This is a genomic window from Gillisia lutea (genome assembly GCF_021568705.1).
Classification (GTDB): Bacteria; Bacteroidota; Bacteroidia; order Flavobacteriales; family Flavobacteriaceae; genus Gillisia; species Gillisia lutea.
The window spans coordinates 125,255-141,359 of the sequence record NZ_JAKGTH010000006.1; the positions used below are offsets into that span (position 1 = coordinate 125,255).

The 16,105-nt window shown below is 36.7% G+C and carries 12 protein-coding genes; all 12 read right to left on the bottom strand.

Translation table 11 applies throughout. The annotated features are described in order from the left end of the window. Positions 1–54 precede the first annotated feature (54 nt). Entirely contained in the window at positions 55–588 is a 534-nt protein-coding gene (locus tag L1I30_RS00665; protein WP_236132321.1) for a DUF420 domain-containing protein, read from the bottom strand. A gap of 3 nt (positions 589–591) precedes the next feature. After that, positions 592–1,323: an SCO family protein gene (locus L1I30_RS00670; protein WP_236132322.1), complete on the bottom strand. Its 732-nt coding sequence runs from the start codon at positions 1,321–1,323 to the stop codon at positions 592–594. Between the two features lies 1 nt (position 1,324). Then, positions 1,325–1,969 (bottom strand): hypothetical protein, encoded by a 645-nt coding sequence (locus tag L1I30_RS00675; protein ID WP_236132323.1) that lies wholly within the window; start codon positions 1,967–1,969, stop codon positions 1,325–1,327. 78 nt (positions 1,970–2,047) lie between these two features. Continuing rightward, positions 2,048–2,410 (bottom strand): cytochrome C oxidase subunit IV family protein, encoded by a 363-nt coding sequence (locus L1I30_RS00680; RefSeq protein ID WP_236132324.1) that lies wholly within the window; start codon positions 2,408–2,410, stop codon positions 2,048–2,050. 17 nt (positions 2,411–2,427) lie between these two features. Next, positions 2,428–3,408, bottom strand: a complete 981-nt coding sequence (locus tag L1I30_RS00685; RefSeq protein WP_236132325.1) for a cytochrome c oxidase subunit 3 — start codon at positions 3,406–3,408, stop codon at positions 2,428–2,430. Positions 3,409–3,453: 45 nt separating this feature from the next. Continuing rightward, positions 3,454–4,035, bottom strand: coding sequence for a cytochrome c oxidase subunit 3 (locus tag L1I30_RS00690; protein ID WP_236132326.1), 582 nt, complete (start codon positions 4,033–4,035; stop codon positions 3,454–3,456). Beyond that, on the bottom strand, positions 4,026–4,928 hold the full coding sequence (cyoE, locus tag L1I30_RS00695; RefSeq protein ID WP_236132327.1) for a heme o synthase: 903 nt from the start codon (positions 4,926–4,928) through the stop codon (positions 4,026–4,028). The genes L1I30_RS00690 and cyoE overlap by 10 nt, the downstream gene beginning before the upstream one ends. Before the next feature lie 230 nt (positions 4,929–5,158). Further along, positions 5,159–7,255, bottom strand: coding sequence for a gliding motility outer membrane protein RemB (gene remB, locus L1I30_RS00700; protein ID WP_236132328.1), 2,097 nt, complete (start codon positions 7,253–7,255; stop codon positions 5,159–5,161). 125 nt (positions 7,256–7,380) lie between these two features. After that, positions 7,381–8,103, bottom strand: coding sequence for an energy transducer TonB (locus L1I30_RS00705; protein WP_236132329.1), 723 nt, complete (start codon positions 8,101–8,103; stop codon positions 7,381–7,383). Between the two features lie 44 nt (positions 8,104–8,147). Continuing rightward, positions 8,148–8,552 (bottom strand): VanZ family protein, encoded by a 405-nt coding sequence (locus tag L1I30_RS00710; protein ID WP_236132330.1) that lies wholly within the window; start codon positions 8,550–8,552, stop codon positions 8,148–8,150. After that, positions 8,542–8,922: a glycine cleavage system protein GcvH gene (gene gcvH / locus L1I30_RS00715; RefSeq protein WP_236132331.1), complete on the bottom strand. Its 381-nt coding sequence runs from the start codon at positions 8,920–8,922 to the stop codon at positions 8,542–8,544. The genes L1I30_RS00710 and gcvH overlap by 11 nt, the downstream gene beginning before the upstream one ends. 61 nt (positions 8,923–8,983) lie before the next feature. Continuing rightward, complete coding sequence (gene sov / locus L1I30_RS00720; RefSeq protein WP_236133035.1) at positions 8,984–16,096, bottom strand: T9SS outer membrane translocon Sov/SprA; 7,113 nt, start codon at positions 16,094–16,096, stop codon at positions 8,984–8,986. Between the last annotated feature and the right edge of the window lie 9 nt (positions 16,097–16,105).

Below are 16,105 nucleotides of genomic sequence, written 5' to 3' on the forward strand. Positions count from 1 at the left end.
CTTCATTAATGAAAGCATTTTTAATGATAAGATAAATATGCTTATAAAGCTATATTAATAATATGGCCACATAAAAATGTATACCAAAACTCCCGTTATAGCTACATATAACCAAATTGGAAAGGTCCATCTGGCAATTTTAACATGTTTATCATACTGCCCCGTTAAACCTCTGTACATAGTAAATAACACCAACGGAACAATAATGGCTGACAGCATTATATGCGTAATTAAAATGAAGAAATACACATATCTAAAAACCCCTTCGCCTCCATAAGGTACTGGATCATTACTGATCTTCGAGATAACATAACTTACTAAGAATACACTGGAAAATAAAAAAGCAGTGATCATAAAATTACGATGCCATTTATACTCCTTTATGGTCATAAAAAAATATCCCGCCATTAGAAACAAAGCGGTAGATCCATTTAGAATTGCGTGAAATAAAGGAAATGTTCCAGATTGAGTTCCAAAGATATTATAACGCTCTGGAAGATACATAAGTATAAGTACTGCAATGGGTATTATAATAGATAAACTAATTATAACAGGAACCGCTACTCGATCGTTCTTTACTTCTATCATGTTTTAAAGTAATGTATTAATATCCTCTATTAAAATATCTATTTGCGGAGCTTCCTCCCCTTCTATTACCGATTTATTCCTCTCTACAGAACCTCTGTAATAAATTATTGGGTTTCCAAATTCATCATTTCGCGAACGTACATACCCCTCTTTATCTATTAGTGCGAATAAACCAGAATGAGCAAACCCACCAGGAACTGTAGCATCCTTATCTGCAAAGATACCAAATCCGGTATTTGCTATCTCATAGATCTTCTGTCTATCCCCTGTCAAAAAATTCCAACTAGGGTTGGTAACCCCATAATGTTCTGCATATTGCTTTAGCACTTCAGGAGTATCATGTTCGGGGTCTATGCTGAACGACGCAATCCCAAAATTCTCTTCATCTTTAAATTGATTCTGAACGTATACTAGGTTCTTATTCATAATAGGGCAAATTGAAGGACATGTACTAAAGAAGAATTCAACTACATATACTTTCCCAAGATAATCTTTGTTGGTAATGGTATCACCATCCTGGTTTATAAATTTAAAATCAGGCACCTTTTTACGTTGTCCGTATTGTTCAATATATCCTACTTCCGGGCCCTTTTTAGAACTTTTATTTACGTTCAATCTATCGGACTCTACGATATCATTATTGTTGATTCTTTCAATGATTTTCGGAATAAAGATGATTCCAAAAACTAAAATTATGAGAGATATACCAATATATGAGGTGTTCTTTTTCTTCATCTTATTTATCGATTTGTGCCTTATATTTCTTCAATTCAAGACGATATTCAGCTAAAATAACCTTTACATCGTCGCTCATCTTATTATTCAACTCGGACACTGACCGCGAGTCGTAGCCATAAAGCAAGCCCAGATCTTCATCGTCGTCCCTGCCGCGTAAACTTTCATTCTTATCTATTATAAAAACAAAAGGTGTTTGAAGATTGGTATCGAGCTGTAAATTGGTTTGGAAGCTCTGAAATATCGACTTTACCTCTTCAGGAGTACCATATACAAATTTCCAGTAATCGGAGTTAGTGATATTATCAAATTCCCGTACAAAAGTATCGGCGTTATCTTTTGCCGACTTAGGTAGTACAATTACGAATTGAAAATCTTTAAACTTATAAAACTTATTAAGGATCTTTTGATCTAGATTATAAGTATTTCCTTTTAATGATTCCAGATCATTTCCGAAGAAGGCAACAATCGTGATCTTATCCTTAAAACTTACGGGCGATCCGGCAGCGGTTTCAAGATGAGAAACATCGTCTACCTGCTCTGTAAGAATGGGAAGCTTGGCAAAATGGTTTACACCCGACGAGAAAAAAAGATAGGCAACAATGGGTAGTAAGAACAATACTCCAAGAACTAAAAACTTTTTCATAAAAAACAGCCTTTCAAAAGGAGTACAAAAATAAAAAGACGGTTTTAAAAAACCGTCTTTTCAAGTGTTTTTAACTTATTAAAAGTCCCAAACAACATAGTTGTTCTTATAGACTTCGTGTATATAATCTCCTTCAGTTAATAATATAAACATCAGATAACTAATCAAAAAGATCGATGTCCAAACGATAGATCGTCGCAGTCCCTTAGATTCGCCTTCAAGGTGCATAAAGGCCCATGCTATATAGTATGCTTTGTAAATCGTCAAGATAATGAAGATCCAGTTAAGCAATTTCATACTAAATAGGTGTGTATTAACCAGAAAATCTGGTCTAATAATCCCTAAAATTACTTCTGCTATGGTTACTACAGAAAGAAGGATGAATACATACCAAATTCTTTTTGTATTAGATTCGTGTTTTTGTGAAGTACTATGTGCCATTTTTTATTATTTCAGAATTAAACCAGGTAAAAGAAGGTAAATACAAATACCCAAACCAAATCTACAAAGTGCCAGTATAGACCAACCTTTTCAACCATTTCATAACTTCCTCTACGCTCATAGGTACCTAATATAACGTTAAAGAAAATGATGATGTTTATTATTACTCCAGAGAACACGTGAAATCCGTGGAATCCAGTAATAAAGAAAAAGAAGTCTGCAAATAATGGCGGGCCATATTCGTTATGAGTAAGGTTAGCACCTTCTACAACTCCTACAGCTTCATTATTCATTTTAGCTAAGGATTCTTCTCTTGTAAGTATTGTTTTATGACCTTCTTCATTAGTACGTTGAGATCTTATTAAAAGATCTTCATTTGCCAAGAATCCAGCTTTCACTTCCTCTAAACTATAGCTAGGAAGCGACTCACCGGAAGTAAACCATATTCCACTTTGTTTGGTATGGTTCACTCTTTCTGCAGGTTGTGCAATAGCAATATCCTCCAAGGCCATTCGTTCTCCCTCTCCATTCACAAATTGAAGCACATTACCACCTTTTGTAGTTACCGCTCCATATTCCCCATTAATGAAATTTTTCCATTCCCATGCTTGTGACCCCACGAAGATCAAACCTCCAATAACGGTTAAAAACATGTACAAGGTTACTTTGCCTTTTTTCATGTGATGTCCGGCATCTACCGCCAAAACCATGGTTACAGAGGAAAAAATAAGAATAAATGTCATCAATGCAACGTAGTACATTGGTGCATCTACTCCATGCAAAAATGGAAAGTGATTAAACACTTCGTCGGCAATTGGCCAGGAATCAATAAACTTGAATCTAGAGAATCCGTAAGCCGCTAAAAATCCTGAAAAGGTAAGTGCATCAGAGAGGATGAAGAACCACATCATCATTTTACCATAACTGGCTCTTAAAGGTTCGTTTCCACCGCCCCAGGTTTTACCTTCGGTGCCTGTTCTAATAACAGTAGCTTCCATATGAAGAAATTGAATTTAAATGATGAGCAAAAATACGTAAATTTATTATGTAAAGAAATATAAAAACACAAACAGGAAAACCCATAGAATGTCAAGAAAGTGCCAAAACGTCGCACCCAACTCAATTCCAAGCATTTGTCCCGGAAAGTAGCGTTGTTTAAAATGGTTATAAATTACCACTAAAAGCACTATCAAACCCGCTGCCAGGTGGGCAAGATGGGCCACAACAATAACATATATCATAGAGGTTGTCACTGTACCTTCACTACCGGTAAAAAAGTAACCTGCCCTCATAATTTCAGCAAAACTTTCAAGCTGCAATATTACAAATGCAATCCCCAATACCAATGTTGCTATTAAAAACAATGAAGCATTCTTTCTATTAGCCTTAGCGATGTTATTTTTAGCCATTATAAAAGTTACACTACTTATCATAATAACTAATGTGCTCCAATATAAGGATGGCGGCAGTTGGAAATCGGTAAGCCAGTCTGGCCTGCTCTTACTCACAATATAAGCACTAGCTAACCCGGCAAACATCATTACCATACTTATCATCCCGAACCAAAGCATCATTTTTTTTGCTCGTCCTATCTTTTGTTCTTTGGTTCCTTCTGTTAAATCCATTGTCTTATAAATTTATCTAAAACATATACTATTTGAAGCAAGGTGATATACGACACACTTGCAAACATTAATTTCTTAGCCGAAATAGCATCTCTATTCTTATACAATTTAAATGCATAATAAAGCATTCCCAAGCCAAGAATAAGAATGATCACTCCCGAAACTGGCGTTAAATACAATTTTCCTGTGACCCCAAAAACAGGAATAAGCGAGACCATAATAGTCCACACTGTATACAAGATAACCTGAATCGCTGTTCCTTTATCCCTTTTTCCGGTAGGCAACATAAAAAAACCTCCTTTTTTATAGTCCTCAAATAACCACCACCCTATTGCCCAGAAATGAGGAAATTGCCAGAAGAATTGAATCATGAACAAGGTTCCTGGCTCTATGCTAAATTCATTAGTTGCAGCTACCCAGCCTAACATAAAAGGAATAGCACCGGGGAAAGCGCCTACAAATACCGAAAGCGGTGTTTTAGTTTTTAACGGCGTATAAATGCTCACATATAAAAAGATGCTAATAGCCGCAAACATAGCAGTTTTAGGATTGATAAAATACAATACCACCAAACCGAGAATAGTTAGCACCGTAGCAATAGTAAAGGCGGAATTTACAGACATCCTACCGGCAGGGATAGGCCTATTTCTAGTACGCTCCATTAAAACATCAAGATCCCTCTCAATAATCTGATTATAGGCGTTGGAAGCCCCCACCATACAGTACCCTCCAATAGCCAAGAGAAACACAGTTACAAAATCGATGACCTCTGCTCCTAAAAAATATCCGGCAACCGAAGAAAAGACAACACTAACAGCTAAACGCATTTTAGTGATCTCTTTGAAATCTGAAAGTATTGATATTGAAGGGGTATGTGCGCTTGTATTACTCAAAAAAAGCAATTTTTAATTGGCGCAAAGATACTCCTTAATTGTTTTCTAACAAGAGTGGAAAACTGTTAATTTCCTTGCTTAACACAGAGCTTTTAAAAGGAAATACTTTAAAAGAATAACAAATAAAATGAATAATATTCAAATAAAATCCTATATCCTATTTGATACACCTAATTATTTAAGAATAATATGAAGAGTCAGCTCACTCTTCCTTTGTTAAAATTAACAGATCAATAATCGTAATACCAGTTAAATATATCGGTACGTAAGCCTAAATTGAACCAAACGGTGCTATTTTCAAAATTAGCTTGAGTATTTAACTCCGGATTAAAGTTCCTATATATAAAACTTCCGAAGAGTTTTAAATTAGTCGCCGGATTCACAATATAACCGGTCTCGAATTCTGTAAAGAACGAAGTGGTAGTATTTCCTTGCCCTATCTCTACCCCAGAATCAAAAGGCCTGTTTTTTTCGGTACCATAAATTCCACCTCCGTAATACGCATTATCTACATCGTTAGCAAAATCAAACCCACGCTTTCCTATCACGAATTTCGCACTTCCATACAACCTATCTTTTCTATATCTCGCAATTCCTACAAACTCTCTAAAGTTAGCACCCCATAAATGAGCCATTGACTGGTTGTTATGTCCGTAGTTCAATACTATGGAGTTATGAGAATAGGTATATGGCCTTACCTGATTGTATTCAGCTTGCAGGTATAAATTTTGAATTTTAAAAGCATCGAAATACTTAACTCCTAATTGGAAACCTAATTTATTTTTCCAACTTTGCTCTTTCCCAAATACATCTGAAGAAGAAAATTCATCAATGATCCATTGCCCATACAAGTTCAGCTGATCGCTCCATTTATATTTTCCGGTAATCCCAATAATTGCATTTCCACCATTCGCACCGGTTGAGAATTCGATAGCACGATAAAAGATCACAGGGTTCAAATAATTCACATCAAACCCTCTCCCATTATCATTTTGCCAGATAACAGATTCAAACAAACCAAGATTGAAGCGTTTGCTTAAGTTCAAACTCAAATAATGGTTGGCCATATATTTAGTTCGATAAGAACCTTCAGCTGAAACCTCTTTCCTAACATCTCTAAGAGACATCCAGGTATTGGTGTATTTAAGTTTCCAAAATTGAGTATTCAGTTTTAAATAAGGATAGGGACTAGCAGCATCCCCCATTAACAAAGAACGATAGCCGTCTCCTATGAAATTCTTCCCATGCCCCAACTGCACACTGAAAAAATCTACAGGACTATAAGAAATATAGCCTTCAGCCACAGGGAAATCGTATCCATCACCCATAAATTCCTTAGCAACACCTCTGCCCGGGACTATGGCCGGGTTACCTCCATAAGGCTGAATACTCTCAGCATATGTGTTGAAATAATCTGCAAATCGGCCCTGACTCTCAAAAACAACCGTATAAAAATTGAAGTTTTCGCCAAGACCCCCCTGAAAAATAGCCCCTCGAGTATTATTATAGGTGTAATCAACATCACTTTCAAAATTCTTACCTAATTCCAGATCAAAAACCACATCTCCCGTAAACCAATAGTTTTCTCCCTGAAAGGTTACCAGATGCTCATTCCAAATTTTCCTACCTAACCAGGAGTTGGATTTCTTAAGTAATTTTTGTCGCTCTTCATCAAAATGATAATAATTAGAAACATCACTATATAAATAAGGTTTTGAAGCAGTATGCGTGTTGGTTCCCAGTTGATTCATTTCAGCATCGAACCTATTGTATATCTCATGAGATAGAGGAATTAAAATATTACTCTTTGAAATTGGACTTATGAATTTTTTAGATTTAATTGCGCTGTACTCGTCTAAAGCATTTATAATAGGATATTCATTCTCTTTCTCTACTATCAGAGGTTTTGGCTCTCTAAGCGTATCCTGCAAAGGAATTTTGACGGTCAACCTAAATTGCGAATAAGTAGGCTCTCCATTATAAGTGGCACGTGAAACATTTGGTAATTTATTAAAAACTCTTTTAGCCTCTTCCTTTAATTCGGAATAGACCGCATCTACATAAAGTATTTTGAAGAGACCTTGTTTTGTGATTTCAAAAAGAATGACCATCTCACCTTTGTAATTCTCATCTATAACTTTTTGTGGAAGAATGAAATTATCCAGCACAAATGACTGAAGGATGTTTTGAAAACATGATTGCTCATTAATATGAGTAACATCTTCACATTGAGGAAATACTGGATAGGTTTCAAAATCGCTTAAACTATCTTGAGCAAAGCCGGAAAAAGTAAATAACACTAAAAGTAGGCATCCAAAATTTCTCATAAAGGGGAGCGCGAAGTTACTGGTTGAGCAGCCGAAAGATACCAATTTTTTTATTCTTTAGAACTGAAAATAAAAATCCCCAAACCGCGAACGATTTGGGGATTTACTATATTATGTAATATTATTTAGTCCTGTACTTGGAATACAATTGGCAAAGAATACATAACCCCTACTGGCTTACCACGTTGTTTCCCTGGTTGCATTTTTGGTAAAGAATTTATTACTCTTGCTGCTTCCTGCTCTAATCTTGGGTGTGGAGCACGAGAACGAACATCGGTAATGTTACCATTCTTGTCGATCTTAAACTGAACAATCACACGGTTTACACCGGTTAATCCTAATTGCCCACCTAAATCTGTATTAAATTTCTTTTGAACGAAAGCCTGTACTTTTTCACTCATACATTTCTTTCTCTGGTCGTTGTTACTTAAACCTTCACATCCAGGGAAAATTGGCACGTTTTCAATTACCGCAAACGGAACGTCTGCAATAACTTCTTCTTCTGGAGCCTCAACAACATCCACTACCTCAACGATTTCGTCTTGATTTGTTTCAGTTGATTCGATAACAGTTTCTTCCACTTCTTCCTCATCTTCTACAACCTCGATAATTTCCGGAGCTGGTGGCGGTGGCGGTGGTGGTGGCGGTGTATTAAGAAGTTCGGTGATTGGAATTTCTTCGTCATCGAGATCTCCTAAGTCTAACTGACCTATATCTGTTTCGCTTTTTTCATATGTTTTCCACTCTATAGAAACATATGTTATCAAAAGGACTAAAATTAGACCCAACTGCAAGAAGAGAACGCTTCTTTTGGTTAAATCGGCTTTTGGATTTTTCTTGGGTTCCATAATACGTTAATAATTAATAAGGGTTGCTAAAGTAAAATTTTTTTTCATAAAAATAAATTAATCTTATGTTTTAACTGAATAAGAGACTTCTTAAATAGTATAAAACATAGTAGAGCACATAAAGCACCAATGCTATTTGCCAGAATATCAGCTAAATCCGGATCGCGATAACTGGTTAAAGTTCCTTGTAAAACTTCAATTAACATACCAAAAACGATAATTAACAACGAAATCTTTAAAAAATTCCAATTTTCACTATTATTTTGTGAAATTTTCAGTAAATAATAGAATAACCAGATAAATGTTAAGGTAAAATACGCAACCCCATGTAACATTTTATCTGTAGGATTAAAATCGCCAACCGATATTTTTCCTAATTGAATTAGAGATAAGGTAGTTATTATAATGGTATAGACAATTGCCAGAATTAGGACAATTCTAGCCGCCAATTAACTCTTTATATGCTTCCGGACTCATTAAACCTTCTATCTGACTTTCATCAGCAATCTGAATTTTAACCATCCAACCTTCACCATAAGGATCGGTATTTACTTTTTCGGGAGTGTCTTCCAATGTTTCATTGAATTCAAGAATCTCTCCGGAAAGCGGAGAAAACAAATCAGAAACGGTTTTAACAGCTTCTACTGTTCCAAACACTTCTTCCTGCTCCATAGTCTCTCCTACGGTTTCAACTTCAACATAAACAATATCGCCAAGTTCACCTTGAGCGAAATCTGTGACACCAATAGTAGCCACGTTACCATCGATCTTCACCCATTCGTGATCTTTGGTATATTTTAATTCTTGTGGAATGTTCATATAAATCTATTTAAGATTGACAAAGTTAATTTTTTCCTGACTGCGGTCAAAGGGCATTTACTTAATTTCCGAAATTATATCTAAGCGTTACCCCAGACCTAATAGTGGTTTGTGGAAATGCTGTAGATACTGCATATTCAGAAAAAGTATGATCATAATATATAAGTGCCGTTAGATTCTTAGAAAGAGCATAATCTGCAGTGAAATTGATCGCCCAAAGATCCTGTCCTGCAATAACCTGGCTATTCTCAAGGTCCAGATATCTTATAATATTTATATTCTTTCTATAGGCTACATCGGCTTTAAAATTCAAATCGCTGCTCAGTACTCTGCTTCTTCCACCATAATTCGTAACAATCTTTAGATCTTTAATCCTGTACCCAAGCCCCAGTATATATTCATTTCCATTTACTTCAGTTAAGAGGTTGTTATCAAAACTTAAGGAAAGAGAGCGATCTTTTTTAATTTCAGCAAGCACCCGTATAGCATCTTTAGTTTCCAGATCTATGCGAATTAGCGGACTGAACATCTCTGTAAGATTAATATTTGCAAACAGGGTTCTGTTCTTATAATTATTAGCCTGATTAAACTCGAATGGATTCTCAGGATCATAATCAAGATTACTCTGAAACTGGTTAATAGTATATCCGGCGCGATAACCATGACTTAAAGAAAATCTTCTAAACTTCTTTTTGAACCAGTCCATTCTCATAAATCCGGTATATTTTAAATCCCAGTTTGGCAGAGGAACATCTCTAAAAGCTCCAAGTTTTACAGAGTTTGCGTCTTTACCGGTATAAGCCGCTAAGAAAGCTGGAAGCAATACTGCCTGATTGGTTTTTCCGTAACCTACAGGGTAACCGTCTGCATCTACATTTGTAGGGTCCTGACCATTTTCTTGAGCCAGACGCTGCGCTACTGCTAAGCGGTTTTCTCTAAAATTCTCGAAAGTTTCTGAAAACTCATCACTATTCTTATCGAATGCACTTTTTATAAGAATAGTTGAAATATTGAAATTCCCAAAAGTGTACGGATTCAAGGATTCGTATTCTAAATTTGAAAGGTCTACCCTATAGTTCTCTGAAAATGTTTCTGAATAAATACGTCCCCCGGTAAGGTCTATAATCATGTCTGGAATCAAGCTGATAGACGCCTGGTAGTCCAGTTGCCTGTTAGCAACTTCCGTATATTGTTGATTAAATTCCTGATAATTAGTTAACCACCCATTCCTTGCGGCTAAAAAGCGTACATCTCTCTGACTTCCAAAGGTAAATCCGGTGGTTGGCCTTAACGTCCCCATAAAACCAATACTTGGTGTATAACCCGGTAAATAAATTCCCTGATTTTCCTTATAATTTATCTGAATCCTTTTTACTGCTGTAACTAGACCAATTAGAGTGTTATATGTCTTATCATTCTTTTTAACTTTAGGTTGAGTTGTAGCTTTATCTTTAGATTCTAAAGTAGGAACCCCTGCACTTCTTTGTTTTATAGTAGAAGCTGCACTCTTACGTTGGGTTAAGCCTAAATACTTATAAAGAGTTTGCATATCCATATTTGCATTTAACTGGTGGATACTCGCATTTTGAACCGAATTACCAAGATCTGGAATACCTTCCAGGTCATCATAAATTGCAGAACCTCTATCCCACTGGAAATCTCCTGTATAACTATAGGTTGCTTTTAGAAATTCTAATACCGGCAGCTTATTAAGTGGCAGCTCATAATTAAGCTGAAGCGATTGAAAATGCTTGTTCGGTTCCCCTACATCAAAGAAACCATCCCATAACTCGATACTATTATCTACAAAATTGTTTTCATCAATATAATTTCTAACCAGTCTATTATTACTTGCACTAAAGCTAAACTGAAGTGATTTTGTAAGATTATAATTTACACGGTACTCCCAATCATACATGAAATTTCGCTGATACAATGTAGGAATACCTATATCATTTTCATTAGATAACAACTCCCTGAATTTTTGCTCATTGTATTGTCTGAAAATATTTGAACTGGCCGAAATATTACTAGGCAACGGGTTAAAATTGAAATCTTTTACCAACGAATAATAATCACTACTATCCAGGGCTTTTACATTCTTGAAAGGTTCTATTACCAGTGGCGCAAAACTATAATCGTAAGTTGCCCCTACCCGTATATTCTGACTGAGTGATTCTTCCACCTCAAAATCTCTATGATCTATCTGATTATAGGAAGTAGAGACTGCAAAGTTCTCAATATCATAAGGCATCGGTTTTTTATCGGTAGTACGCTCTTTACGAAGACCAATAACGTTGATGCTTTGTCTTTTTGTATAATTCTGAGATTGTTCCTTTACTCGATCTTTCTCATCGGGATCGGTAACCTCATCAAGTCGGGATTGTAGTTCCAGGTCCAAATATTCCTGATCATACTTTGGAGTTATAAGCTCTTCCCCTCTACTGTAGTTAAAAGGCACTTTTACTCCCCAAGTTACCGGTAATAATTGTCCAAAATTCACATTTGTTACCACATCGTATTGCTGAAGATCTTCTCTGCTACGCTGATTAGGCCCTTGTTCTAAAGCTCCAAATCCGACAGTACTTCTTCTTCCGGTTGCTGAAATGGTTGCAAAATCGGCAATATTGGTATCCATACTTAGAACAGCTGCCCATCCACCTTCATTGTCAAGATCAGACAAACGAAGTTCATTAAACCATACTTCTCCGCAAATATCAGAAGCACTGGTACTCGGAGACCCATTTTTAACTCCCAACATAAGCAATCGAACATTTCCAAAGCTAGGATTTCCTTTTATCCCTACCCTAAGTTCACCAATTTGATAAGGATCATCTGCTTCTTTTGTGTTCAGGTCTTCATCAAAATAATTGATTTCGGATGGAATAAGAGAAGGATCTCCCAGAACCTTGGTCTTTATGCGCTGAAGTAAATCCAATGATAACAACAATTTGTTCGATTCCGGCCATATCTCTTCTGCAGATGCAGCCCCAAACATAGTTGCTGAAAGTGGAATCTCAATTTGATAATAATTATCTGTAAAATCGATTCCCATTCTAATAAAAGCGATCAACTGACCGTCTTTTAAAGCTATTTCATTTTCAAAGGATTCTGCGTGCAAGAACATTTCAAGATTCTTATACTGCCGCATATCAACCTGAAAATTCTTATAAACTGCTTTGGCATCCTGAGGTTCCAAGCCGCACACTCTAAGGGAAAGAGACTGTTCGTTTTGTCTGATATTTGTGTTATTGTTGTATAATTCTTCCCGTTGCACTCCCGGAGGTAATACATATTTAATAGGCTCTCGATTCTCATTTTCCTCAATATTCACTGCCGACACTTCAAATAGCGTCTCATCATCAGCCGGTTGATTTGGGGTTTCTGGATCTAAACTTCTGTTATATCGTCGGTAATCTCCCCTAACCAAATCCATAGTTGCAAATCGCAAAATGGTACGTTGTTCAAAACCGGAAAGGAACATTCTCATGAAACGAATGGATCTAAAATCGGCTATTCCTCCTATTGCATTTGCAGGTTCAAAAATTGGAACTTTAAACTGTACCCACCTAACAGGGATATCCTGTCCGTTTGGTAATGGAGCCAAAACCTCCTTTACATCTGTAATATACGGGCTGTTAGTGGTATTCATTCCCGGGAAAATGCGAACATCATATTCAAAATAACTATTTATGGTGTTCATAGTATTGTCCCTATTCAAATCTTCAGTAGTAGGCAAGGTGGTACTTCCTCTATTGGTGTTTCCTAACTGAGTTGGAGAATTTCCATCGGTACCATTATAATTTCTATATCTATCAATTATGCTCCCGCTGGTGTTTAAAAAATACTCATAATTATCGGCAGAAGGATCGGGAGAATTTGAGAAGGAAGGGAATTTTAAGGCTTCCTGCGCATCACTTAACCCATCAAATCCTACATCCTGGTTGAGTCGTTCTTCTCCTTCAGAATCAAACGCATATATTAAAGATTGATTTGCGGGAACCTTTCCAAAATCGGTGCTAACCGTATTAATAGTTCCTCCATCCTTAGGAAGACCATTTTCATATTGCTTTCTTCCATCTTTAAGAACATCTTCAGAAATATTACCAAGGTTAAAACTGATAGCCCCCCCTGTGTTGGAGGAGTTTTCAGGATAAATGAAAGGGTCCATTAACCAAAACTCAATAAACTCTACGTTTGACTGTTCAAAATCGGTAGAATTAATAGCTCTTGAAATACCTCCAAAATTCTCCTTCGGATTATTAAGGTTATCTCCGGAGGCGGAAGGATTATAATTATACGGGCCTCGTTGCTGGGGGTTGAAAGCTAAATCCATTGTATAAATTACCTGTGGCTGCCCTTGTATAACATCGGTATTAGGAAAAATTTCGTTCAGAAAAACTCTTCTGGAAGCATAACCTGAAAGATCGGCATCTGTAATTCCATTAGGGCGGGCGCTGCTATAAAAAATAGGATCTATAGTATACCAGGATAATTTGGCCCTTTTATAGCCATAAGCAAGATCACCATTAGCCAGATCGCCTCCAAATTTTACCGGCACACTGGAAAGTTCCCAACTAAGCGGAGTGTTGATTGAGATTGAAGTTTGAGAAGATTCAAAATCATCTATATAGGTGGTGGCTTTCTGATTAAAATCGTTCACATTCGGGGCGCCAGGTTGCAAATAGGCAAACTCTCCTCGCACAGAGAAATTGGAAGGTACATCGGTATCTATATTAGGAAGCTTATTAACCAATCTGGTCAAGAAAGGAACCTCTGTACTATAATTAGCGTTAAGCCCATAAATAGTATTATTAACAGGTTCATACCCGTAATTAGCTTTTTGGGTAAGAGGACGCTCTCTAAGATTCAAGAAAGTTCCTCCTACTAAAAACTTTTCATTGATTTGATGTTCAATATTAATTCCTGTAAATCGTTTAGACTGTTGCCCGAAAAGCGCATTATTCTCGGTAGAAACCTGAATTGGAATATCGGAAGCCAGTAGAGCATCGTCAATTATTTGCACTCTTCCCATTTGATAGTTCACAACATAATCTACTCCCTCTTGCAGCACCCTACCCCCGGCTGTTACAGTAACTGATCCCTGTGGCAAATTAAAGCCAATAGGAATTCCTTCTACTTGTGAGGATTTATATCTACCTTTTAATTGAAACTTATTTTTATCTGCCGCTTCCTGTTCAGCTTGAATCTTCGTTGTCTTGTATAAAGATCGAAATACGTATTTTCTCTGATTGGCATTATAGGTTTCAGGAAGATTATAATCTTCTCCTCCCCCTGTTTCAGTGCCATCCAATTTATTGAATAGATATTCTCCAAAAGGTTCTACAGAAGTAAAGATTACCAATCCGTTTTGAGTATTGATGGTGAGATTAGGAACATAATCAAAGAAACCATCTCCTCCATTTACGGGGTCATTATTCGTATTTAAATTATCCAGATTAAAAACACTGAGTAAAGTAGTTTCCTGAACATCTTCAGGCAGAGGTGTGTTTCCACCTTCCGCAGCTACTATATAATTTTGAGGCTGAGGATCGGTATATAAAATATTCAATCTAAAATCATCTCGCTCCAATTGATAAGCGCCGAGACTATAGATGTTCTTCATCATTAAATCCCAAATAGGCTCATTTACATTGGTCACGGTACTTTTTAAAAGCTTTACAACAAGGTTTTGATTTACACGGGTGCCATCAGCATTTGGTTGTGTATTTGCGTCTACACCATCATTTGCAAATTCTCCTACCTGATACACCTGCCCGTTTTGCGTATATTGAAAAGCAACTGCCAGCACTTCATCGTTACTTAAACGCTGGTTTAAGCTAATATAACCCAAGCGGGTGTTCAATGTATATTCATTTGGCTGCAACTGCCTGGCATTTTCCAGCTTAGAATAATCGGTCCCTTCCGATACTGTTAAACCTCCAAACCCGCTTTGCACTGTTGAAATATCCCTTATGGCGGGAGTAAGTATGGACTCCTGATTTCCTGTGATTCCAAATGGATTAAGATCGTTATTACGGTTATCGGGAAAAGAACCGGGTGGGCGATTAAAAAAGCCTGCAGGAGTGGCTTCTAAACCAATATTTACTGAAACATTGGTTTCACCAAGATCTTGAATAGCTACAATATTTCTGGTATTATTTAGATTCTGAATATTATTGGTCCTGTTGGTCACCCAAACTTCTATTCGTTGAATTTGAATGTTGCTATTGATAAAAGGATAATTTTCTAGAGCATTATTATAAGTATCTCTAAAATAATGCGCCAAGAAAAAGTGCCTGTCCTGATCGTAGTCTATGGCAAATCGTTCAAACTCCTCGACGGTAGCTCCATTTTCCACATTTACAGTAGTTCTCTCCGATTTTTGTTCAGAAAAAACACCGGTGATACGGGTTTTTCCAAATTGCAGTTCAGTTTTAAAACCGAATAAACTTTGCGCCCCTTGAATTAGGGCACTATTAAGTGGCATATTTACATTTCCAACTTCAATTTTCTGAATGATATCATCTTCATTAGGAGTATATTCCAAGCGCAACTGATTCTGAAAATCGAATGTAGATTCTGTATCATAATTGGCAATTACCTTTAAGCGCGTTCCAACATTTCCTAATAGACTCAACTGGATTCGCTGGTCGAAATCGAATGTAAGATTACTTCTATTCTTTGGGGAAAAAGCTGGATTATCCTGCTTTGTATATAGCAATCCCAGATCCATAGCGACGCTTCCCTGAGGAACTACCTCTATTTCCTTCCCTCCAAAAATACTTTCAAAGAACCCGGAGTTTACATAATAGCTAGGCAGAAGATCCTGTTGCGCTTCCGGATCGCCTTCTCTATTTTCAGCAATTGCATTATTCTTCTCTTTAAAATAATTTTTGATCTGTTCCTGAATTACCAGTCTTTGATACTCCTCGGGAGTGAGCATAAGTGGAATACTTAAGTTATAAGATCCTAATTTTTCGGTATAAATATACCTGTCTAAAATAGGGTCATACTCATACCCGGCGACGATACTTGCGGGATTAGGAAGACTAAGTGTTCCGGTAGCATAACCTGTTCTGGTAGAATCCTGAACCGTGGGAGTTTCTTGAGCGAATAAACTAAATGAAGACACAAACAACCCAAAGAAGCCAAGTATGAAAAAACGGTACAATCTCAAGTA